Source organism: Pseudomonas sp. GD04091, assembly GCF_029836165.1.
Taxonomy (GTDB): domain Bacteria; phylum Pseudomonadota; class Gammaproteobacteria; order Pseudomonadales; family Pseudomonadaceae; genus Aquipseudomonas.
In genome coordinates this window covers 138700-160067 of sequence record NZ_JAOEBG010000004.1, presented here as the reverse complement: position 1 = coordinate 160067, position 21368 = coordinate 138700, and the positions used below count along the sequence as shown (strand labels likewise).

The 21368-nt window shown below is 66.8% G+C and carries 17 protein-coding genes; 7 read left to right on the top strand and 10 right to left on the bottom strand.

The annotated features are described in order from the left end of the window. Position 1 precedes the first annotated feature (1 nt). On the top strand, positions 2 to 1090 hold the full coding sequence (locus N7422_RS07315) for a GGDEF domain-containing protein (RefSeq protein WP_279805895.1): 1089 nt from the start codon (positions 2 to 4) through the stop codon (positions 1088 to 1090). A gap of 28 nt (positions 1091 to 1118) precedes the next feature. Here N7422_RS07315 and N7422_RS07310 read toward each other — a convergent pair whose 3' ends face one another. Further along, complete coding sequence (locus N7422_RS07310) at positions 1119 to 2417, bottom strand: ATP-binding protein (protein WP_279805894.1); 1299 nt, start codon at positions 2415 to 2417, stop codon at positions 1119 to 1121. A gap of 6 nt (positions 2418 to 2423) precedes the next feature. Next, positions 2424 to 3125, bottom strand: coding sequence for a response regulator transcription factor (locus N7422_RS07305; RefSeq protein WP_279805893.1), 702 nt, complete (start codon positions 3123 to 3125; stop codon positions 2424 to 2426). A 158-nt stretch (positions 3126 to 3283) separates the two neighbouring features. Here N7422_RS07305 and N7422_RS07300 point away from each other — a divergent pair, with 158 nt between their 5' ends. Then, on the top strand, positions 3284 to 4456 hold the full coding sequence (locus N7422_RS07300; protein ID WP_279805892.1) for an efflux RND transporter periplasmic adaptor subunit: 1173 nt from the start codon (positions 3284 to 3286) through the stop codon (positions 4454 to 4456). Between the two features lie 11 nt (positions 4457 to 4467). Continuing rightward, positions 4468 to 7590: an efflux RND transporter permease subunit gene (locus N7422_RS07295; protein WP_279805891.1), complete on the top strand. Its 3123-nt coding sequence runs from the start codon at positions 4468 to 4470 to the stop codon at positions 7588 to 7590. Positions 7591 to 7666: 76 nt separating this feature from the next. Here N7422_RS07295 and N7422_RS07290 read toward each other — a convergent pair whose 3' ends face one another. After that, positions 7667 to 7939 carry an HU family DNA-binding protein gene (locus N7422_RS07290; RefSeq protein WP_279805890.1) on the bottom strand — a complete coding sequence of 91 codons (273 nt, stop codon included), beginning with the start codon at positions 7937 to 7939 and terminating at the stop codon, positions 7667 to 7669. A gap of 47 nt (positions 7940 to 7986) precedes the next feature. Beyond that, positions 7987 to 8274, bottom strand: a complete 288-nt coding sequence (locus N7422_RS07285; RefSeq protein ID WP_279805888.1) for an HU family DNA-binding protein — start codon at positions 8272 to 8274, stop codon at positions 7987 to 7989. Positions 8275 to 8419: 145 nt separating this feature from the next. Between N7422_RS07285 and mobA the strand changes: the two genes are divergently transcribed. Next, the gene (gene mobA / locus N7422_RS07280; RefSeq protein WP_279805887.1) at positions 8420 to 8995 is read left to right on the top strand and encodes a molybdenum cofactor guanylyltransferase MobA; all 576 of its coding nucleotides are present in this window, start codon (positions 8420 to 8422) and stop codon (positions 8993 to 8995) included. A gap of 100 nt (positions 8996 to 9095) precedes the next feature. Here mobA and N7422_RS07275 read toward each other — a convergent pair whose 3' ends face one another. From N7422_RS07275 to N7422_RS07265, 3 genes are read right to left on the bottom strand one after another with little or no spacing between them, the layout of a single operon-like run. Then, the gene (locus N7422_RS07275) at positions 9096 to 10499 is read right to left on the bottom strand and encodes an efflux transporter outer membrane subunit (RefSeq protein WP_279805886.1); all 1404 of its coding nucleotides are present in this window, start codon (positions 10497 to 10499) and stop codon (positions 9096 to 9098) included. Continuing rightward, on the bottom strand, positions 10499 to 13627 hold the full coding sequence (locus tag N7422_RS07270; protein WP_279805885.1) for an efflux RND transporter permease subunit: 3129 nt from the start codon (positions 13625 to 13627) through the stop codon (positions 10499 to 10501). The genes N7422_RS07275 and N7422_RS07270 overlap by 1 nt, the downstream gene beginning before the upstream one ends. Positions 13628 to 13642: 15 nt before the next feature. Further along, positions 13643 to 14785 carry a MexC family multidrug efflux RND transporter periplasmic adaptor subunit gene (locus N7422_RS07265; RefSeq protein WP_279805884.1) on the bottom strand — a complete coding sequence of 381 codons (1143 nt, stop codon included), beginning with the start codon at positions 14783 to 14785 and terminating at the stop codon, positions 13643 to 13645. Between the two features lie 181 nt (positions 14786 to 14966). Between N7422_RS07265 and N7422_RS07260 the strand changes: the two genes are divergently transcribed. The 3 genes from N7422_RS07260 (at position 14967) to N7422_RS07250 (ending at position 18848) form a co-directional block, all read left to right on the top strand. Continuing rightward, the gene (locus N7422_RS07260; RefSeq protein WP_279805883.1) at positions 14967 to 16502 is read left to right on the top strand and encodes an FAD-dependent oxidoreductase; all 1536 of its coding nucleotides are present in this window, start codon (positions 14967 to 14969) and stop codon (positions 16500 to 16502) included. A gap of 88 nt (positions 16503 to 16590) precedes the next feature. Further along, positions 16591 to 17601 (top strand): aldo/keto reductase, encoded by a 1011-nt coding sequence (locus tag N7422_RS07255; protein ID WP_279805882.1) that lies wholly within the window; start codon positions 16591 to 16593, stop codon positions 17599 to 17601. A gap of 149 nt (positions 17602 to 17750) precedes the next feature. Then, positions 17751 to 18848 carry an alkene reductase gene (locus N7422_RS07250; RefSeq protein ID WP_279805881.1) on the top strand — a complete coding sequence of 366 codons (1098 nt, stop codon included), beginning with the start codon at positions 17751 to 17753 and terminating at the stop codon, positions 18846 to 18848. A gap of 90 nt (positions 18849 to 18938) precedes the next feature. On the opposite strand, the gene N7422_RS07245 is transcribed toward N7422_RS07250, so the two are convergent. The 3 genes from N7422_RS07245 to N7422_RS07235 form a co-directional block, all read right to left on the bottom strand. Next, complete coding sequence (locus N7422_RS07245) at positions 18939 to 19151, bottom strand: cold-shock protein (protein ID WP_279805880.1); 213 nt, start codon at positions 19149 to 19151, stop codon at positions 18939 to 18941. Positions 19152 to 19264: 113 nt separating this feature from the next. After that, positions 19265 to 20293, bottom strand: coding sequence for an LLM class flavin-dependent oxidoreductase (locus N7422_RS07240; protein WP_279805879.1), 1029 nt, complete (start codon positions 20291 to 20293; stop codon positions 19265 to 19267). A gap of 110 nt (positions 20294 to 20403) precedes the next feature. Further along, complete coding sequence (locus N7422_RS07235; protein ID WP_279805878.1) at positions 20404 to 21315, bottom strand: LysR family transcriptional regulator; 912 nt, start codon at positions 21313 to 21315, stop codon at positions 20404 to 20406. Positions 21316 to 21368 lie beyond the last annotated feature (53 nt).

The following is a 21368-nucleotide window of genomic DNA, read 5'->3' as shown; positions in this document are numbered from 1 at the left end:
CATGTACAAGACCCTCGAAGCCCGCATCCGCCAACAGGTCGCCCCCGCCGCCCTGCGCGCCGAATTCCGCCAGCACGAATTCGAGGCCATGCGTCGCTTCTGTCTGCTGATCTTCTGCATCGGCATCGCCATCTGGCTGATCTTCGACCTGATCGTCAGCTACCTCGGCGGTCAAGGCTTCACCTGGCTGTCGGGGGTGTTCATCGCCCTGCTGTGCAGCTTCTGCGTCATCCTGGGCTTCACCCGCAAGAGCCAGCATTTCGACGTGCTCAACCTGTTGTTCGTGGCGGTGATCACCCTGGCCATGCGCCTGGTGATCGAGGGCATTCCCATCGTCCTGCGTCCGCTGTGGCTGGTGCTCGGGGCCTCGACGGTGCTCTATGCCGTCTCGGTACTGCCGGTACGGCGCTGGTCGTTCTTCTGTGCCCTTGGCATCAGCTGGATCATGCTCAACCCGTTCCTGCACACCCATATCGATGCCCTGGAGCTCGAGGGCGCCATGCTGATCAGCTACGCCGTGTTCCTCAGCGGTCTGGTGATCTACAGCTACCTGCGCCTGCGCGAGGCCAAGCTGCACAACTTCTACCTGACCAAGGTGCTGCTGGAGCATGCGTATATCGATGCGCTGACCGAAATCCCCAACCGCCGCTCGTTCATGGCCAAGGCCGAGCGCCAATTGCAGGTGGCCGCTCCCGGGCAGTTCCTGGCGATGATCGATATCGACAACTTCAAGCAGGTCAACGACCGCTTCGGCCATGACATCGGTGATGAAGTGCTCAAGCGGGTGGCGGCGCATATCAAGGCGGCGATGGTCGGGCATGAGATCGCCCGGCTGGGCGGGGAGGAATTCGCGATCTTCTTCCAGGGGCTGGATGAAGCAGGCGCAGAGCGGCAGGTCGCGGCGCTGTGCCAGAGAGTGCGCGAGGACCTGGCCGCGCATCCGGTGACGGTCAGCATCGGCCTCGCCCGGATCGCCAGCGGCGACACCCTGAGCCTGGCGCTGATCAGGGCGGACCAGGCGTTGTACAAGGCCAAGCACACAGGCAAGGACCGCTTCGTGACCTGGTCGGCAAGCCTGTCTGGACAATGAGCATCGCGGGGCAAGCCCAGGCACCGCATCAACCGGCGGGCAAGCGAATCCTGAACTGCGCCCCGCCCAGCGCCGACTGCGCCACTGTCAGCGTCCCGCCCTGCCCTTCGATGGCCCGACGGCTGATCGCCAGCCCCAGGCCGAATCCACCGGTATTGCGATCACGGCTACGATCCAGACGGTAGAACGGCTGGAAGATCCGCTCACGTTCCTCGGTCGGAATGCCGATGCCATCATCCTCCACGGTCAGCAGGCACGCGCCGTCTTCTTCCAGGCGCAGGCGCAACAGCAGGCTCTCGTCGCAGTAGCGCATGGCATTGCGCACCAGGTTCTGCACCGCGCGGGCGGTCAGCCGTGGATCGAGGACAAAACGTGGCAGGTCGGTTTCACAGCGCACCTCCCAGCGGATGCCACGGTTGTCGAGCTCTTCGGCAAAGCCGCCAAGCACGCTGTCCACCAGTTCCAGCAACGACACTTCGACCCGCTCGCGAGCCTGGTCGGCGCTTTCCAGACGGCTGTAGGACAGCAGTTCGAGCACCAGCTCATCCAGTTCGCGCACATGGCCGACCAACCCCAGCAGGCGCTTGCGGCTGGCCGGGGGCACCTCGTCGAACAGCAGCACCAGGCCGAAATCCAGGCGTGTCAGCGGCGTGCGCAGTTCATGGGAAACCGCGTTGAGCAGTTCGCGCTGCTGGTTGACGTGACGTTCCAGGTCGCTGGCCATGGTGTCGAACACCCCGGCCAGCTCGCCGATGTTCGAGCGCGGCGAAATATGCGTGCGCTCGGCCATCTCGCCGCGCCCCAGGCGCCGGGCGGTCTCCTTCAGGCGCTCCAGGTCACGCCAGTGCGGCCAGACCCACAACAGCAGACAGCCGAGCATGGCCGCGCCGATCAGCACCGTCACCCCCCAGGACAACACGTTGATGTCCAAGGGGTCGTCCGGCGAATGCAGGCGCACCAGCCAGTCCTTGTCCAGTGGCGCCAGCACGGTTTCGTAATAGCCCCAGTCGGCCATGCGCACGGCGTACAGGCCCTTGGCGAAACGCGCCTGCTCGTCAGCGTCGAGGCCCGCTTCGTCGGTGCGCAGCAAGCGCACTTCGAGCGGCGCGAACGCCGCGGCCAGGTCCTTCTCCACCGCCGGCCACTGCTCCCGTGGGGCCTGCTGGAACTGGCGCACGATCAGGGTCTGCACACCCTTGGCCTGTTGCAGGTTGTAAGCCATGAACCGTTCATGGAACAGGCCGACGATGGTGTCGGGAATCAGCGCGATCGCCCCGGCATAGGCGACGATGATCACCAGGTACAAGCGCACCAGGATCTTGAGCATGGCCTGTCAGTACTCCCACTCGACGCGGCTGAACAGGTAACCCTTGCCCCACACGGTCTTGATCTTGCGCGCCTCGCCGGCGCTGTCGTCGAAGCGCCGGCGCAGCTTGGAGATGGCCACGTCCACGGAACGGTCGGTGCCGTTGAATTCGATGCCGCGCAACTGCTGGAGGATGCGGTCGCGGCTCATCACCTCGCCGGCATTGCGCGCCAGCACCACCAGCAGGTTGTACTCGCCACTGGACAGCTCGACCTCCTCGCCCCGCCAGCTGACCGTGCGCTCGGCCAGGTCGATGCGCAGGCCGCCGATCTGGATCAGGTCGCTGTCCAGGCGCGGTTCGTTGACGCTGCTGCGGCGCAGCAAGGTTCGCACCCGGGCCAGCAGCACCCGGGGCTCGCAGGGCTTGGTGACATAGTCGTCGGCGCCCATCTCCAGCCCCAGCACCTGATCGTGACTGTCGTCGCGAGCGGTCAGCATCAGGATCGGCAGGCCCTGCGACTCCTGGCGCAGCAGGCGGCACACCTGCAGGCCGTCCAGGCCCGGGAGCATCAGGTCGAGAATCACCAGGTCCGGCTTCTGCCGACGGAACTCGTCGAGCACGTGGTCGCCCCGGGCAATCACCCGGACATGGAAATCGTTGCGTTGCAGGTAGCTGGCAATCAGCTCGGACAGCGCGCTGTCGTCTTCGACCAGGAAAATGTTCGGCATAAGGGTGTTTGAACAGAAAGTGAAGTGAGGCAGGATATAGAATCCTGCGCCGGGCACCGCCGCTCGTTCACACTTTTTCACATACGCCCTACACAGCTTCACAGCGGGTGCGCGAACGGCTGCCTTAGCATACGCTCGATCAATTCCGGAAGATCCGTATGTCCACTTTCCGCACTCCGCGCCTGCGCCCCTTGGCGCTGCTGGCGCTGTCCCTTGTCCTGACCGGCTGCAACGACGCGACCGAACAGGAAGAACAGGCCCCTGCCCCTCAGGTACGGGTCGAAACCCTGGCCGAGCAGCCGCTGGCGATCAGCACCGAGCTCAGTGGTCGCATCCTCGCCCCGCGCACCGCCGAGGTCCGCGCCCGGGTCGCCGGCGTGGTGCTCAAACGCGTGTACCGCGAAGGCAGCGACGTGAAACAGGGCGATGTGCTGTTCCTCATCGACCCGGCGCCGTTCAAGGCCGACTTCGACAGCGCCCGCGCCACCCTGGCCAAGGCCGAGGCGACGCTGTACCAGGCGCGCCTGCAGGAGCAGCGCTACCGCGAGCTGGTCGACGACAAGGCGGTCAGCCGCCAGGAGTACGACAACGCCCGCGCCGCCTTCCTCCAGGCCGATGCCGCCGTGGCCGAGTCGAAAGCCGCGCTGGAACGTGCGCGCCTGAACCTGGGCTATGCCACCGTCACCGCGCCGATTTCCGGGCGCATCGGCCGCGCGCTGGTGACCGAAGGCGCCTTGGTCGGTCAGAGCGAGACCACGCCACTGGCAACCATTCAGCAACTGAATCCTATCCATGCCGACGTCACCCAGTCGACCCGCGAGCTCAATGCCCTGCGCCGCGCGATGCGCGCAGGCGAACTGCAGCGGGTCGGCCAGGACCAGGTCAAGGCCACGCTGATCCAGGACGACGGCAGCGCCTATCCGCTGGCCGGCAAGCTGCTGTTCTCCGACATCAGCGTCGACCCGAGCACCAACCAGATCACCCTGCGCAGCGAGTTCCCCAACCCCGACCTCGACCTGCTGCCCGGCAGCTACGTGCGCGTGCGCCTGGAACAGGCCGTGCAACCCAAGGGCATCAGCGTGCCGCAGCGCGCCATCCTGCGCGACAGCGCCGGCGTGCCCAAGGTCATGCTGGTCGACCAGCAAGACCGTGTCAGCGAGCGTCCGGTGCAACTGGGCAACGCCCAGGGCGATCGCTGGATCGTCAGCGAAGGCCTGGCGCCGGGCGAACGGGTCGTGGTCGAAGGCCTGCAACACGTCAAGGCCGGTGACCACGTACAGGTCGACGAACAACCGGGGGCCGCCGCGGTCGCCCAGCACAACGGCCAGTGAGGGCCTGATCCATGCCGCAGTTCTTCATCGACCGCCCCGTGTTCGCCTGGGTGGTCGCCCTGTTCATCCTCCTGGTCGGCGCCCTGGCCATCCCGCAGCTGCCGGTGGCCCAGTACCCCGACGTGGCGCCGCCGCAGGTGGAAATCTACGCCGTGTACCCAGGCGCCTCGGCGGCGACCATGGACGAAAGCGTGGTCAGCATCATCGAGCAGGAGCTCAATGGCGCCGACAACCTGCTGTATTTCGAATCGCAGAGCAGCCTGGGCAGCGCCACCATCACCGCCAGCTTCCAGCCGGGCACCAACCCGGACCTGGCCCAGGTGGACGTGCAGAACCGCCTCAAGGTGATCGAGTCGCGCCTGCCGCGTCCGGTCACCCAGCAGGGCCTGCAGGTGGAGAAGGTGTCCACCGGGTTCCTGCTGCTGGCCACCCTCACCTCCGAGGACGGCAGCCTCGACGAAATCGCCCTGTCGGACATCCTCGCGCGCAACGTGATGAACGAGATCCGCCGCATCAAGGGCGTCGGCAAGGCCCAGCTGTACGGCTCGGAGCGGGCCATGCGGATCTGGATCGACCCGGCCAGGCTGGTCGGCTTCAACCTCACGCCCAACGACGTGGCCGAGGCCATCGCCGCGCAGAACGCCCAGGTCGCGCCGGGCAGCATCGGTGACCTGCCGGCTCGGCCGACCCAGGAAATCACCGCCAACGTGGTGGTCAAGGGGCAGCTGAGCACGCCCGAGGAGTTCGCCGCCATCGTCCTGCGCGCCAACGCCGATGGCTCGACGGTCACCGTCGGCGACGTCGCCCGGGTCGAGATCGGCGCCCAGGAATACCAGTACGGCACGCGCCTGAATGGCAAGGCCACCAGCGCCTTCAGCGTCAAGCTGTCGCCAGGCGCCAACGCCATGGAAACCGCCAGCCTGGTCAAGACCAAGCTCGACGAGCTGTCGCGCTACTTCCCGGCCGGGGTGAAATACGACATCCCCTATGACACGTCGCCGTTCGTCAAGGTCTCGATCCAGCAGGTGATCAGCACCCTGTTCGAAGCCATGGTGCTGGTGTTCGCGGTGATGTTCCTGTTCCTGCAGAACCTGCGCTACACCCTGATCCCCACCCTGGTGGTGCCGGTGGCGCTGATGGGCACCTTCGCGGTGATGAACGCGCTGGGCTTCTCGGTCAACGTGCTGACCCTGTTCGGCATGGTGCTGGCCATCGGCATCCTGGTGGACGATGCCATCGTGGTGGTGGAGAACGTCGAGCGGATCATGGCCGAGGAAGGGCTGCCTCCGAAGCAGGCCACGCGCAAGGCCATGGGCCAGATCAGCGGCGCGATCATCGGCATCACCCTGGTGCTGGTGGCGGTATTCCTGCCGATGGCCTTCATGAAGGGCTCGGTGGGCGTCATCTACCAGCAGTTCTCGGTGTCGATGGCGGTGTCGATCCTGTTCTCGGCGTTCCTTGCCCTGAGCCTGACCCCGGCCCTGTGCGCCACGCTGCTCAAGCCGCTGGCCAAGGGCGAGCACCATGAGCGCAAGGGCTTCTTCGGCTGGTTCAACCGCCGCTTCGAGGGCATGAGCAACGGCTACCAGCGCTGGGTCGGCCATGCCCTGGCGCGCAGCGGTCGCTACCTGCTGGTGTACGCCGTGCTGGTCGGCGCGCTGGGCTATGGCTTCAGCCAGCTGCCCACCGCCTTCCTGCCCACCGAGGACCAGGGCTACACCATCACCGACATCCAGCTGCCGCCGGGCGCCAGCCAGGCCCGCACCATCGAGGTGGCGCAGCAGATCGAGGCGCACAACGCCGACGAGCCGGGCGTGGCCAACACCACGCTGATTCTCGGTTTCAGCTTCTCCGGCAGCGGGCAGAACGCGGCGCTGGCCTTCACCACGCTCAAGGACTGGTCCGAGCGTGGCCATGACGACAGCGCGCAGTCCATCGCCGACCGCGCGACCCTGGCGTTCACCCAGCTCAAGGACGCCATCGCCTACGCGGTGCTGCCGCCGCCGGTGGACGGCCTGGGCGAGTCGACCGGCTTCGAGTTCCGTCTGCAGGACCGTGGCGGCATGGGCTACAACGAGCTGATGCAGGCCCGCGACCAACTGCTGGGCGAGGCACGCAAGAGCAAGGTACTGGTCAACGTGCGTGAAGCCTCGCTGGCCGAAAGCCCGCAGGTGGAGCTGGAAGTGGATCGCCGCCAGGCCAACGCCCTGGGCGTGTCGTTCGCCGATATCGGCGCGGTGCTCGACACGGCGGTAGGCTCCAACTACGTCAACGACTTCCCCAACCAGGGCCGCATGCAGCGGGTGGTGGTGCAGGCCGAAGGCGACCAGCGCAGCCAGGTCGAGGACCTGCTGAAGATCCACGTACGCAACGCCAGCGGCAAGATGGTGCCGCTGGGCGCCTTCGTCCGCGCCCATTGGCAGAGCGGCCCGGTGCAGCTGACCCGCTACAACGGCTACCCGGCGGTGTCGATCTCCGGCGAGCCGGCGGCCGGCTTCAGCTCCGGCGAGGCCATGGCCGAGATCGAACGCCTCGTCGCCCAGCTGCCGGCCGGCGCCGGCCTGGAGTGGACCGGTCTGTCGCTGCAGGAGCGTCTGTCCGGCAGCCAGGCGCCGCTGCTGATGGCCCTGTCGCTGCTGGTGGTGTTCCTGTGCCTGGCGGCGCTGTACGAGAGCTGGTCGATCCCCACCGCCGTGCTGCTGGTGGTGCCGCTGGGCGTACTCGGCGCGGTGGTGGCCGTCACCCTGCGCGGCCTGCCCAACGACGTGTTCTTCAAGGTTGGCCTGATCACCCTGATCGGCCTGTCGGCGAAGAACGCCATTCTGATCATCGAGTTCGCCAAGGACCTGGTGGACCAGGGCGTTGATGCGGCGGACGCCGCGATCCAGGCCGCGCGCCTGCGCCTGCGCCCGATCGTGATGACTTCGCTGGCGTTCATCCTCGGCGTGGTCCCGCTGGCCATCGCCAGTGGCGCCAGCTCGGCGAGCCAGCAGGCCATCGGCACCGGCGTGATCGGCGGCATGCTCAGCGCCACCTTCGCCGTGGTGTTCGTACCGGTGTTCTTCGTCGTGGTGATGCGCCTGGCCGGACGCGGCAAGGCGGTTCAGCCGGAGCCGGAACGCTCCGAGTCCTGATCAGCGATGGCTGAAAGGTCGACGAGGAGGCAGCCATGCCTCCTCGTCGACCTGGCCCTTGCGAGTGGTTCGTTGTTCAGTTGACGGCATCTTTCAAAGACTTGCCGGCTTTGAATACCGGCTTGCTCGCTGCCGGAATGTTCAATTTCTCGCCAGTCTGCGGGTTGCGTCCGGTACGCTTTGGCCTGTCCGTTACCGCGAACGCGCCAAACCCCACCAGCGAAACGGTGTCACCACGCTTCAAGGCATCGGTCACAGCCTCGAGAAAGACATTGAGCACGCGTGCCGCCTGTACTTTGGTCAGACCTGCCGAACGGGCTATGGCATTGATCAGTTCACCTTTGTTCATCACTACTCTCCATGATTCATCGTTCCTTGGGATTCATTGGTGCCCACTCAGTGGAAGGTCGCTTTGCTATTGCCTGCTGCATTCGGGAACGACTCGAGGATCCGCTCAGGCAAGGCCTGCTCGCTGGCTTCGCTGAAGAACGAGCCAAGGCCGACCAGGCTGACATCGTCCCCGCCCTGGCAATGCTCGACCACGGACTTCATGAAGGTCTCCACTACCTTGTCAGCCTTTGCCACGCTGATACCCGTGCTTTTGGCAACGGCACGTATCAATTGCGCCTTGGTCATGTTCCTGTCCTCATCTGGGCGAGCCGTCCACTCGACCCGCTCGGCCATTAGCCATCAGCCCTCAGAACTGCACAACTGGCAGAATTGCCAGGTGCCGTGGCCGCCGAAGTGGGCTTGAATCACCGAGGTTCGCTGGACAACGACCCGATGAAGTGGGAGGGTTCCCGGCATTGACTGCCCGGAACCCTTTTTCATGGCCGACACCCTCCCCCCCTGCTCCATCCTCATCCTCGCCGGCGGCCGCGGCCAGCGCATGGGCGGCCGTGACAAGGGCCTGGTGGCCTGGCGCGGCGAGCCGTTGGTGGCTCATGTCCGGCGTGCCGTGCGCACGCTCAGCGACGATGTGGTGATCTCCTGCAATCGCAACCAGGCGGCCTACGCCGCTTATGCCGACCAACTCGTCAGCGATGCCGAAGCGGATTTTCCCGGCCCTCTGGCCGGGGTGATCAGCGGACTCAAGGCAGCGCGGCATGAGTGGATGGTGCTGCTGGCCTGCGACGCACCGCGGATCGACCGGGCGCTGATCGACGATCTGCTGGCGTTGGCGGTGCGTCATGACAGCGCGGCCATGGTCCGCCAGGGCGGCTACTGGCAGCCGATGTTCAGCGTGCTGCCACGACGGCTGTTGCCGCGGCTGGAGCAAGCCTGGCAAGCAGGTGAGCGGAGTTTGCAGAAGGCCTTGCTGCAGACCCCTGTACAAGGGCTGGAGTGTGACGAAGACGATGCGCGATTGAGCAATTTCAACAGCCCGGATCTGTTGCAGGATTGACACCTCGATCGCGCCTGAACACTTGCGCCAGGCAAAAAAAAGCCCCAGGGCACGCATCCCCTGGGGCCAAGCGGTTGGACCTTCCAACCAAAGGAGGCTTTCAGCCTTCGGCCGGCCACCCGCCGCCCAAGGCACGGAACAGGTCGACCAGGGCCAGTTGCCGCTGGGTGCTGGCCTCGATGAAGGCCGCTTCGTTCACATAGCTGCTGCGCTGCGCATCCAGGTAGCGCAGGTGGTTGTCCACTCCACCCTCGTACCGCGCTTTGGCCAATGCCACGGTCGCGCGGCTGGTGTCGGTCAGCGCTCGGCGCGCGGCTTCCTCGCGGCGCAGCGTATCGCTGGCGGCCAGGGCATCGGCCACTTCACGGAAGGCGGTCTGGATCGTCCCTTCATAGGCCGCCACCGCCGAATCCTTGCGCGCCTCGGCCAGGCTCAGGCCAGCCTGGTTGCGTCCGGCGTCGAACAGCGGCAACGACAGTTGCGGCATGAAGCTCCAGCTGCGCGAGCCGCCGTCGAACAGGCCGGACATCTGCGCACTGGAGGTGCCGAAGCTGCCAGTCAGGCTGATGCGCGGGAAGAACGCCGCCCGCGCCGCGCCGATGTCGGCGTTGCGCGCCCGCAGCCGGTGCTCGGCGGCGAGAATGTCCGGGCGGCGCTCGATCAACGCAGACGGCGCGCCCGGGGCGATGTCCTGCAACACCATCGGCTCAGCCGGCCGTACACCCGAAATCACCTTGGCCGCTTCGGCGCCGCCCAACAACAGCACCAGCGCGTTATAGGCCTGGCGCTGCTGGCGCACGGTGGACTCGAGCTCGGCGCGCGACTGTTCGACCAGCCCCAGCGCTTCCTGGTGATCCAGCGCCGTGGCGGTGCCGGCAGCGCGGCGCTGCCCCACCAGTGCCAGGGAATCCTCGCGGCTGGCCAGGGTCTGGCGGGTCAGCGCCAGGCGCCGCTCGGCGCCGTCCAGTGTCAGGTAGGCCTGGCTGACTTCGGCGATCAAGGCGATACGCGCGGCACGCGCGACCTCTTCGCTGGCCAGATACTGCTGCAGGGCCGCGTCGCTCAGGCTCTTGACCCGACCGAACAGGTCCACCTCGTACTCCGGCAGCGACAGACCTACCTGATAGGTACTGGCCACGCCTTCGCGGCCGTTGCTCGACAGGTCCGCTGGCAGATGCTGGCGGTTGCCCGAGGCAGCGGCATTCAGGCCGGGTACCCGGTCGGCGCGTTGGATGCGGTATTGCGCACGGGCCTGTTCGATATCCAGCAAGGTCTGGCGCAGCGAACGGTTGTTGTCCAGCGCGGTAGCGACCAGCTGGCGCAGCGTCGAATCGACGATGAACGCCTGCCAGCCCAGTTGCTCCGGAGACTGGCCGTGGTGGCCGGCCGCATCGCTCCACTGCGCCGCCACCGGCGCCTCGGGACGCTGATAGGTCGGCGCCAGCGAGCAACCAGCCAGGGCGAAGGCCAGCGCGGCCGGGAAAAGCACATTACGCATGACCATCACTCAACCACCTCGACAGCAGGTTGCACGGGAGCGGGTCTGCGCTTGAGCAACGACAGTACCCAGACAAAGCAGATCGGCACGAACACCACGCCCAGCAAGGTGGCGCTGAGCATGCCGCCGATTACCCCGGTACCGATGGCGCGCTGGCTGGCCGCGCCGGCGCCGGTGGCGATGGCCAGCGGCACCACGCCGAGGATGAAGGCCATCGAGGTCATCACGATCGGGCGGAAACGCAGGCGCGCGGCCTCGATGGCGGCATCGCTCAAGCTGTAGCCCTTCTCCCATAGCTCCTTGGCGAACTCGACGATGAGGATGGCGTTCTTCGCCGCCAGGCCGATGATGGTGATCAGGCCGACCTTGAAGTACACGTCGTTGGGCATGCCGGTGAGCATCACCGCCCATACCGCGCCCAAGGCACCGATCGGCACGATCAGCATCACCGTCAGCGGGATCGCCCAGCTTTCGTACAGTGCCACCAGCAACAGGAACACCACCAGAATGGCCAGACCGAACAGCCCGGCGGCCTGGCCGCTGGAGACCTTCTCCTGGTACGACAGCCCCGTCCAGGCATAGCCAATGCCGGGCGGCAGCTCGCTCACCAGGCGCTCCATCTCGGCCATCGCCTGGCCGGTGCTGTGGCCGGGCGCGGCGTCACCGGCGATGCGGATCGACGGATAGCCGTTGTAGCGCACCAGCTGCACCGGGCCCTCTTCCCATTTAGTGGTGACGAAGGCGCTGAACGGCACCTGCTCGCCGCTGGCGTTGGGCGCATACAGGCGCAGCACGCTTTCCGGGGTCATGCGCTCGCCCTGTTCGGCCTGCACCACCACACGTTGCTGGCGCCCGGCGTTGGTGAAGTCGTTGATCACCGTCGAACCGAAGGCGGTGGCCAGGGTGCTGTTGATGGCCTCGAAGTTCACGCCCAGGGCGCGGGCTTTCTCGCGGTCGATCTGCACGCGCAGCTGCGGCGCCTCGGCCAGGCCCTCCATCATCGCGTAGAGGATCACCGGGTTGCCGTTGGCGCGGGCCAGCAGCTGGTCGCGCGCCGCCAGCAGCGCCTCGCGGCCCAGGCCGCCGCGATCCATCAGACGCAGGGCGAAACCGCCGGAGTTGCCCAGGCCGTCGATCGGCGGCGGCATCACGGCGGTGATGGCGCCGTCGCCGTTGGTGGCGAACTGCGCGTTGATCGCGGCGGTTTCCGCCTCCGCCGACTGCGCCTTGTCGCGCTGCGACCAGTCCTTGAAGGTGGGGAACGCCAGCGCGGCGTTGTCGCCCTGGCCCGAGAAGCTGAAACCACTGACGATGAACGAGCTGGCCACCGCCTCGCGGGACATCAGGAACGTCTCCAGGGCTTGGGCGGTGTGATCGGTCCGCACCCGGCTGGCGCCTGGAGGCAGTTGCACGTCGACGATGCTGTAGCCCAGGTCCTCGGACGGCACGAACGCCTCCGGCAACCGCAGGTAGGAGTAGCCGAGCACCACCAGGATGCCGACATAGGCCAGCATCCAGCGCCCGGCACGGGCCACCAGGGCGCTGTTCATCACCGAGTAGCGCTCGGTCACGCGAGCGAAGGCCCGGTTGAACGCGCCGAAGAAACCACCTTTTTCATGGTGTCCGTGGGACACCGGCTTGAGCAGCGTGGCGCACAGCGCCGGGGTGAAGGTCAGGGCCAGGAAACCGGAGAACAGGATCGACACCGCCAGCGACACGGAGAACTGCTGGTAGATCACCCCGACCGAACCGGACATGAACGCCAGCGGCAGGAACACCGCCGCCAGCACCAGGGTGATGCCGATGATCGCCCCGGACACCTGCCCCATCGCCTTGATGGTCGCGTCCACCGGCGACAGGCCCTCCTCGGCCATCAGCCGCTCGACGTTCTCCACCACCACGATGGCGTCGTCCACCAGGATGCCGATGGCCAGCACCATGCCGAACATGGTCATCATGTTCACCGAGAAACCGAGCAGCTTCATCACCATCAGCGTGCCCAGCAGGCACACCGGCACCACGATCGAGGGGATCAGGGTGTAGCGGATGTTCTGCAGGAACAGGAACATCACCAGGAACACCAGCACCATGGCCTCGATCAGGGTATGGATGACCTTCTCGATGGCCACGTCGACGAAGCGCGAGGTGTCGTACGGCACCGAGTACTCGACACCTTCCGGGAAGAACTGCGACAGCTCGGCGAGGCGTTCCTTGACCAGCGTCGCGGTCTGGATGGCGTTGGCGCCCGGGGCCAACTGCACCGCGCCGGCCACCGCCGGATGGCCGTCCAGGCGCGAGGACAGGTTGTAGTTCTCGCTGCCGATGGCCATGCGCGCGACATCGCCCAGGCGCACGCTGGAGCCATCCGGGTTGGCGCGCAGGACGATGCCGGCGAAGGCCTCGGGGGTCTCGAGGGTGCCCTGCACCGCCAGGGTCGCGGTCAGTTCCTGCTCGCTGGCGCCCGGCGTGCTGCCGAAGCTGCCGGCCGGCACCTGGACGTTCTGGCCGCGGATCGCCGCGTTGATGTCGTCGATGGACAGGCCGTAGCCCACCAGTTTCTGCGGATCGACCCAGACCCGCATGGCCGCTTCCGAGGCGAAGAACTGCAGCTTGCCCACCCCGGGCACGCGCAGCAGCTCGTTGTTGATGTTGCGCGCGGCGTAGTCGGCCAGCGCCGTGGTGTCGCCACGGTCGCCTTGCTGGCTGGTCAGGGCGTAGATCAGCAGGAAGCCGGAGCTGGCCTGCTCGACCTTCAGACCCTGGGTCAGCACCGCCTGGGGCATGCGCGCCTCGGCCTTCTTCAGGCGGTTCTGCACGTCGACCTGGGCCATGTCCGGGTCGGTGCCCGGCTCGAAGGTCACCATCACCTCGGCCACGCCGTTGGAGTTGTTGGTGGACTCGTAATACAGCAGCCCCTTGGCGCCGTTGAGCGACTCTTCGATGATGCTGGTCACCGAGTCCACCATCACCTTGGCCGAAGCCCCCGGATAGCTGGCGGTGATGGAAATCTGCGGCGGCGCCACGCTGGGGTACTGGGCCACCGGCAGCGCCGGGATCACCAGCAGGCCGGCCAGGGAAATGAACAGCGCCACGACCCAGGCGAAGTTCGGCCGATTGATGAAGAACTTGGACATCTCGCTACCCTCGCCTTATCGCGCCACGGCTTGTTGAGCCTGGGCCAGCACCACGGGCATGCCCGCGGCCAGGCCAGCCGGGCTGCCGACGATGACCTGGTCGCCAGCGCGCAGGCCCTCGACGATCTGCCAGCGTGCGCCGTGCATCGCGCCCGTGCGCACACTGCGCGACTCGGCGAGATTGCCGGTGCCGACCACCATCACCCGCGCCTCGCCATCGCTGCCACGCTGCACCGCGCGTTGCGGCACGAGGATCGCCTGCTGGTCGGTGCCCTGCGGGGTGCGCACGCGCACATACATGCCCGGCAGCAAAATGCCGTCGGCGTTGTCGAAGCGCCCGCGCAGGATGACCTGGCCGGTACCCCGATCGACCGTCACGTCGGTGAACATCAACGCGCCCTGGCGCTGATAGTCGGTGCCTTCCACCTGGGCGGTCAGGGCCGTGTCGTCGCCACCTGCCAGGGCGCCATCCTTGAGGGCCTGGCGCAGGCGCAGGGCATCGGCGGCGGACTGGGTGAAGTCGACGTAGATCGGGTCGAGCTGCTGGATGCGCGCCATCAGCGTCGCGTCTCCCTGCCCGACCAGCGCGCCTTCGGTGGCCAGGGCACGGCCGATACGGCCGGAAATCGGCGCGGTGACCGTGGCGTAGCCAAGGTTCAGGCGCGCGGTCTGCACGTCGGCCTGGGCGGAACGCACGGCGGCCTGCGCGCTGCGCAGCTCGGCGGTGGCGCTGTCGAAGTCCTGCTGACTGACTGCTTCGATCTTCACCAGCGGCGCATAGCGTTTCACCCGCGCCTGGGCCTCCTGCTGCACGGCCTGGGCACGGGCCAGGTCGGCCTCGGCGCGGGCCAGGGCGGCCTTGAACGGCGCCGGGTCGATCTGGAACAGCAGGTCGCCGGCCTTGACGTCGGCACCTTCCTCGAAACGCTTGTGCAGGACGATGCCCGCCACCCGGGCACGCACCTCGGCCACCCGCATCGGCTCGACACGGCCTGGCAGGGTCGAAGCCAGCGCCAGGGGTTCGCTGGCCACGGTCACGACTTCGACCGGGAACGCCGTTTCAGCTGCGGCCTGCTGATCCTGTGCCGTGTCACAACCGGCCAATGCCACGGCCAGCGCCAGCCAGCTGGCCATTCCTATTGCACGCAAATTGCCCATGTACTCACCCGAGCCTTTGGTTAAAAACGGCGCGAATAGTACTTCCACATTCAATTTGAGTCAATTTAGTCTCATTTGAGCTTTTTGTGAAAGTTTGTAAGTAACGTCCCCGATCGTCGGTTCGGCGCACCTTCCGCAACCCCCAGGCGTCAAATAACCACACTGCCCCAGGAGAATGCCCATGACCCTGCATGCCGTGGCGTCCCTCGCCCAACTCGACGAACACCGTCCGTTGCGCGTCCAGGCCGGCGCCGAAGAGCTCATCCTGGTCCGCCATGGCGACCAGCTGCGCGCCTACCAGGGCAATTGCCCCCATGAAGGCGCGCCACTGGACGAAGGCGCGGTGTGTGGCGGATTGCTGATCTGCCCCTGGCACAAGGCCGCTTTCGCGCTGGATGAAGGCGCGGTGTGCGAACCCCCTGCCCTGAAGGGGTTGCGCCGCCATGCGGTACAACTGAAGGGTGACCAGGTGTGGGTAGACTACCAGCCGTTGCCCGAGCCCCAGCCACCTCGGCACACCGACGCCCGCACCTTCGTGGTGATCGGCGCCGGGGCCGCAGGCGCGGCCGCCGTGGCCACCTTGCTCGATCACGGTTTCGGCGGGCAGTTGCTATGGATCGACCAGGAGCAGCCAAGCGCCTACGACCGCACCGCCCTGAGCAAATTCGTCATCGCCGGGCAGATGGCGCCGGATGAGGTCTCGCCCCTGCTCGACCCCGACAGGCTGCGCCGCGGGCAATTGCGACGCCTGCATGGCAAGGTCCGCACGCTGGACAGCGGCAAGCGCGAACTGGTCATGGCCGACGGCCAGCGCCTGACCTACGACGCCGCCCTGCTGGCCACCGGCGGCAAACCGAATCGCCCTGACCTGCCGGGTGTCCAGCTGCCCGGCATCTGCGTGCTGCGCTCGCGGGACGACGCGGCGCACCTGCTCGACCTGGCCGAGCCCGGCCAACCCGTGGTGATCGTCGGCGACGGTTTCATCGGCCTGGAAGCCGCCAGCGCCTTGCGCAAGTACGGTCTGCAGGTGCATCTGGTGACCCGCCATGAGATCCCGCTGGCGCGGCAGTTCGGCGAGCGCATCGGCCGCAGCCTGCGCGAACTGCACGCGCGCAAGGGCGTGGTGTTCCATGGCCCGACCGAAGTGAGCGCCTTCGAAGGCCAGGCGCGCGTCGAGGCCGTTCGGCTGGCCAACGGTGAACGGCTGGCCACGCCGCTCGTGCTGCTGGCCACGGGCGTCACGCCAGCGACCGGCCTGGTCCATGGACTGACACTGGCCGATGACCGCTCGGTCAACGTCGATGCCCATCTGCAGGCCACCGACGGCCTGTGGGCCGCGGGCGACATCGCCACCTTCCCGCTCGCCGGGCGCCCGGTACGTATCGAGCACTGGCGCCTGGCCGAACAGCACGGGGTGATCGCCGCGGCCAACATGCTCGGCGAGCGGCGCCGCTATGACGACGTGCCGTTCTTCTGGACCTATCAGCACGGACGCACCTATGAAGTGCTCGGGCATGCCCGGCACTGGAACCGCATCGAGTACGTGGGTGAACCGGAACAGGGTGATTTCATTGCCCTGCAGTGCATCGACGACCAGCTCGAGGCGGTGATCGCCAAGGGCCATGCACGGGCCATGGCAGTGCTGTCGCAACGTATGAAGCGACCGCTGTCGAGCCGCGAGGCACGGGAACTGATCGATGCCTGGCCGGATCCGTGAGCGCCCGGGCAGGCGCTTTCAATGCACGGCGGATCTGTGTAAAACAGAGGGCTATTTCCCTCTGGGTGTCAGAAAAGGATTATCTGCAATGATCTACCGCCCCCTCGGCCAATCCGGCCTGCAGGTCTCGGCCCTCACCCTCGGCAGCATGATGTTCGGCGAGCAGACCAGCCGCGAAGACGCGCTGCGCATCATCGACAAGGCCTGGGACCAGGGCATCAACTTCATCGACACCGCCGACGTCTACAACGGCGGGCGTTCCGAGGAGATCGTCGGCGAGGCGGTGGCGCGCAACCGCCAGGACTGGATCGTCGCCTCCAAGGCCGGCTATGGCCCGGTGGACGGCATCCCCAACCGCAGCGGGCTGTCGCGCAAGCACCTGTTCAACGCCATCGAGGCCAGCCTCGCGCGGCTGGGCAGCGACTACCTGGACATCTACTACCTGCACCGTGAAGACCACAGCGTGCCCCTGGAAGAGACCGTGCGCGCCATCGGCGACCTGCTGGCCCAGGGCAAGATCCGCTACTGGGGCGTGTCCAACTTCCGCGGCTGGCGCATCGCCGAAATCTGCAACCTGGCCGAGCGGCTCGGCGTGGCCAAACCCGTGGTCAGCCAGCCGCTGTACAACATCGTCAACCGCCAGGCCGAACCCGAGCAATTGACCGCCGCCGCCTGCCACGGCCTGGGCGTGGTGCCGTTCAGCCCGCTGGCCCGCGGCGTGCTCAGCGGCAAGTACGCGCCCGGCTCCACCCCGGACGAAGGCAGCCGCGCCGGGCGCCAGGACAAACGCATCATGGAAGTGGAATGGCGCCAGGAGTCGCTGGCCATTGCCCAGAAGATCCACGCCTACACCGAGGCCAAGGGCGTGGGCATCGTCGAGTTCGCCATCGCCTGGGTGCTGAACAACCGCCTGGTCAGCTCGGCCATCGTCGGGCCGCGCACCGAAGCGCAGTGGGACACCTACGCCGGGGCGCTGGAGGTCAAGGTCACGGCCGAGGACGAAGCGTTCATCGACTCGCTGGTGACGCCGGGGCATGCCTCCACGCCGGGGTTCAATGACGTGGCGCATTTCGTCAGCGGGCGTTTGCCGCGCGGGTAACCCAGTAGGTCCGCAACTACAGGGGAAAGCGTAACTCTCGATCATTCGGCTCCCCATTGGGGAGCCAGGCGCCGGGATCCCGGTCCCCCCTTTCCCCAATCACCTCGGTATCGTGGCCGCCATCGAATCAACCTTCCGATGGAGCCCCGATGAAACTCTTCGAACCTCTCGCGCTCGGCCCCCTGACCCTGCCCAACCGGGTCTTCATGGCCCCGCTCACCCGCCTGCGCAGCCGCGAACCGGGCGATGTGCCGACGCCGCTGATGGCCGAGTACTACACCCAGCGTGCCGGTGCCGGGCTGATCATCACCGAGGCCACGCAGATCTCCTTCCAGGCCAAGGGTTACTCCGGCTCGCCCGGCATCCACACCGCCGAGCAGATCGCCGGCTGGCGCCAGGTCAACGAAGGCATCCATGCCGCCGGCGGCCACAGCGCGGTGCAGGTGTGGCACACCGGCAGGGTTTCGCACACCTCGCTGCAACCTGACGGGACCGCGCCCGTGGCGCCTTCCGCGCTGCCTGCCAATACCCGCACCTCGCTGCGTGACGAAGCGCGCCAGGTCATCCGCGTGGAAACCTCCACCCCGCGAGCCTTGAGCGAAGCGGAGATCGCCGGCATCGTCGCCGACTTCGGCCAGGCCGCCGCCAATGCCCGTGAAGCCGGTTTCGATTTCATCGAGCTGCACGCCGCCCACGGCTACCTGCTGCACCAGTTCCTTTCCCCGAGCGCCAACGTGCGCGAGGATCGCTACGGTGGCAGCGTCGAGAACCGGGCGCGCATCGTGCTGCAAGCCGTGGACGCCGCCATCGCCCGGTGGAGCGCTGACCGCGTGGGCATTCGCCTGTTCCCGCTGGGCGGCTTCAACGGCGTGGACAACGGTGAAGACCAGGAGGCTGCCAGCCTGTACCTGATCGGTGAGCTGGCCAAACGCGACCTGGCCTACCTGCACCTGTCGGAGCCGGACTGGTCCGGTGGCAAACCGCTGCGTGATGCCTTCCGCGAGCAGATTCGCGCCGTTTACCCTGGCGTGATCGTCGCGGCCGGGGCCTACACCGTCGAAAAAGCCGAGGATCTGCTGTCCCGCGGGTTGATCGATGCGGTGGCCTTTGGCCGGGCCTTCATCGCCAACCCCGACCTGGTGGAGCGCCTGAAGCAGCAGGCACCCCTCAACGAACATCGGGCGCAGTTCGACTATGCAAACGGCGCCGAGGGGTATACCGACTACCCAGCCCTGCAACAGGCCTGACCCGCGCCAAGGGGCAATATGCCCCTTGGCCACTGGGCGTGTCCTGGCGTCAAAGATGCTCCTGTGCCAGGCAAACACTACTCAGTCGGGCTACAGAGGAAACACATTGGAGGCATTCTTGCCTTTTTTTCCATCTACGACCTCAAAGCTGACTTTCTCGCCTTCCGTCAAGGCTTTGAAGCCTTCCTTCTGAATCTCGCTGAAGTGCACGAACAGGTCGTCCCCACCACCATCCGGCGTTATAAACCCAAAGCCCTTTTCATCATTGAACCACTTCACAAATCCGGTTTTTTTGTTGGCCATGATCTGAATCCTCGATGACTGCCGGCATACGCCGGTCACGTTGTCTACACCGGGGCTGCCAATGAGCAGCCCCCGGCATGCAACATCATGGGCACGTCACAACACGGCCACCACTAGCATTTCTGCCAGGTCGTCGAGCAGTCACCGGCGTTGGTTGCACGTCCGTTCAAAGTGGCGAGAGCCTGCGCGGCATAGGTATGCGAACGCTGACGCGCCAGCGGGTCGTGAATCCGGCAATCGATCATCAGCTCGTCCGCCTGCGTCCTTTCGAGCAGCGCGCGCAGCCCTTCCCTGACCCGCTGCGGCCCGCCCGCGATGGTGCAGGCCATCACCTGTTCCAGCACCGCGCGCTCGTGCCCGGGCAGCCCTTGCACATACCCCTCGCTGGGCTTGGGCAACAGCCCGTAACGCCCGACATGCAGGTCGAGCATCCACTGGCGGTGGGAACTGGCCAGGTAGTCCGCCTCGGCGTCGCTGCCGGCGGCGAAGAGGTTCACCCCGACCATCACATAGGGCTTGGCCAGCTGCGCCGATGGCTTGAAATGGGCGCGGTAATGGGCGATGGCCTGCAGCAGGTAGCGCGGAGCGAAGTGCGACGCGAAGGCGTAAGGCAGGCCGAGCCTGGCGGCAAGGTCCGCGCCGAACAGGCTGGAGCCGAGGATCCACATCGGCACTGCGTGCCGTCCGGGCACGCCGCGCACCGGACGCTGGCCGTTGTCGGCCAGGTAGTCGCGCAGCTCGCCGATGTCCTGTTCGAAATCGCGCTCGGGCGCGGCGCCACGCAAGGCGCGCACGGTGGGGCCGGAAGTCCCGGGCGCGCGGCCCAGGCCAAGGTCGATGCGCCCTGGGTGCAGGGTGTCGAGGGTGCCGAACTGCTCCGCGACCACCAGCGGCGCATGATTGGGCAGCATGATGCCGCCGGCGCCGACTCGGATCTGGCGGGTGGCGTTGGCGACTTCGTTGATCACCAGCGAGGTGGCGGCCGAGCCGATACCCGGCATGTCGTGGTGTTCGGCGATCCAGTAGCGGCGGTAGGCGTGCTGCTCGACGTGGCGGGCCAGCTGGCGGGTTTCCTCGATCGCGTCGGCGTAGGTCTTGCCTTCGCCGATCATGACCAGGTCCAGTACGGACAGGGCTGTCATGGGGACTCCTGATGGGATTGCGGGTGACAGCACAGTCTCAGGGCTGTGCCTCAGGGGATAAACCCGCACGCTGGCCCGGGACTGGGGCCGCGAAGTCCCCAATGACGCGGTCAGCCTTCCCAGGGCACGCCATCAGCCCAGCGCGCCACCAGCAGGTCGATGAAGCCGCGTACCCGTGGCGACAGGTGCCGCTTGCTCGGGTACACGATACGGATCGGATCCGCCGGGGGTCGGTAGTCGTGCAGCACTTCCACCAACTGACCGCTGCGCAGATCGTCGCCGGTGATATAGGTGGGCAGGTGGATCAGCCCGAACCCCGCCCGGGCGCCTTCGAGCATGGCCTCGGAGCTGTCGATGTTCAGCCGCCCCGGTTCCTCGCACAGGTGCAGCCCGGCGTCGGTACGAAAGCGCCAGGGGCTGGACTTCTCGCCGACCAGGAAGGCGATCTTGTCATGGCCGTACAGGTCAGCCGGGACCTGCGGGGTGCCATGGCGCGCCAGGTAGTCGGGCGAGGCGCAGGTGACGAACTGCTGCCAGGCCACGGTGCGGGTCAGCAGTTGCGAGTCCTCCTTCGGCGCCCCGATGCGCACGGCGACATCGACGCCCTCCTCGACCAGGTCGACGAAACGGTCGGTGAAACGGATATCGGCGCGCAGCTCGGGCCATTGCTTGAGGTAGGCATCGAGCAGCGGCAGCACATGGCGCTGGCCGAACGACAGCGGCGCGGTCAGGCGCAAGGTCCCGGTAGGCTGCGCCCGGCGTTGGGCCATGGTGGTCTCGACCTCGTCCAGGTCGTCGAGGATCTGCCGCCAGCGCTCGAACGCCACCAGCCCTTCGTCGGTCAGACTCAGCTTGCGCGTGGTGCGGTTGAGCAGGCGCACGGCCATGCGCGCCTCCAGGCGGGCGATGCTCTTGCCCACCGCCGAACGGGTCAGCCCCAGGCCATTGGCGGCGGCGGTGAAACTGCCGGCCTTCACGGCACTGACGAAGGCGGCGATATCGCCGAAGCGGTTGGGTTCCATGGGCGGCTTCCAGTAAGGCAAGGCCTGTTAGATGGGTGCGAATCGAAGGATTG

Coding starts and splice junctions, on each gene's coding strand:
- N7422_RS07285 (WP_279805888.1), bottom strand. CDS start 8,274: ATGGCCGAGCGGGTCGAGTGGACGGCTCGCCCAGATGAGGACAGGAAC.
- N7422_RS07290 (WP_279805890.1), bottom strand. CDS start 7,939: ATGAACAAAGGTGAACTGATCAATGCCATAGCCCGTTCGGCAGGTCTG.
- N7422_RS07250 (WP_279805881.1), top strand. CDS start 17,751: ATGAAACTCTTCGAACCTCTCGCGCTCGGCCCCCTGACCCTGCCCAAC.
- N7422_RS07305 (WP_279805893.1), bottom strand. CDS start 3,125: ATGCCGAACATTTTCCTGGTCGAAGACGACAGCGCGCTGTCCGAGCTG.
- N7422_RS07255 (WP_279805882.1), top strand. CDS start 16,591: ATGATCTACCGCCCCCTCGGCCAATCCGGCCTGCAGGTCTCGGCCCTC.
- N7422_RS07295 (WP_279805891.1), top strand. CDS start 4,468: ATGCCGCAGTTCTTCATCGACCGCCCCGTGTTCGCCTGGGTGGTCGCC.
- N7422_RS07235 (WP_279805878.1), bottom strand. CDS start 21,315: ATGGAACCCAACCGCTTCGGCGATATCGCCGCCTTCGTCAGTGCCGTG.
- mobA (WP_279805887.1), top strand. CDS start 8,420: ATGGCCGACACCCTCCCCCCCTGCTCCATCCTCATCCTCGCCGGCGGC.
- N7422_RS07265 (WP_279805884.1), bottom strand. CDS start 14,785: ATGGGCAATTTGCGTGCAATAGGAATGGCCAGCTGGCTGGCGCTGGCC.
- N7422_RS07270 (WP_279805885.1), bottom strand. CDS start 13,627: ATGTCCAAGTTCTTCATCAATCGGCCGAACTTCGCCTGGGTCGTGGCG.
- N7422_RS07310 (WP_279805894.1), bottom strand. CDS start 2,417: ATGCTCAAGATCCTGGTGCGCTTGTACCTGGTGATCATCGTCGCCTAT.
- N7422_RS07260 (WP_279805883.1), top strand. CDS start 14,967: ATGACCCTGCATGCCGTGGCGTCCCTCGCCCAACTCGACGAACACCGT.
- N7422_RS07245 (WP_279805880.1), bottom strand. CDS start 19,151: ATGGCCAACAAAAAAACCGGATTTGTGAAGTGGTTCAATGATGAAAAG.
- N7422_RS07300 (WP_279805892.1), top strand. CDS start 3,284: ATGTCCACTTTCCGCACTCCGCGCCTGCGCCCCTTGGCGCTGCTGGCG.
- N7422_RS07315 (WP_279805895.1), top strand. CDS start 2: ATGTACAAGACCCTCGAAGCCCGCATCCGCCAACAGGTCGCCCCCGCC.
- N7422_RS07275 (WP_279805886.1), bottom strand. CDS start 10,499: ATGGTCATGCGTAATGTGCTTTTCCCGGCCGCGCTGGCCTTCGCCCTG.
- N7422_RS07240 (WP_279805879.1), bottom strand. CDS start 20,293: ATGACAGCCCTGTCCGTACTGGACCTGGTCATGATCGGCGAAGGCAAG.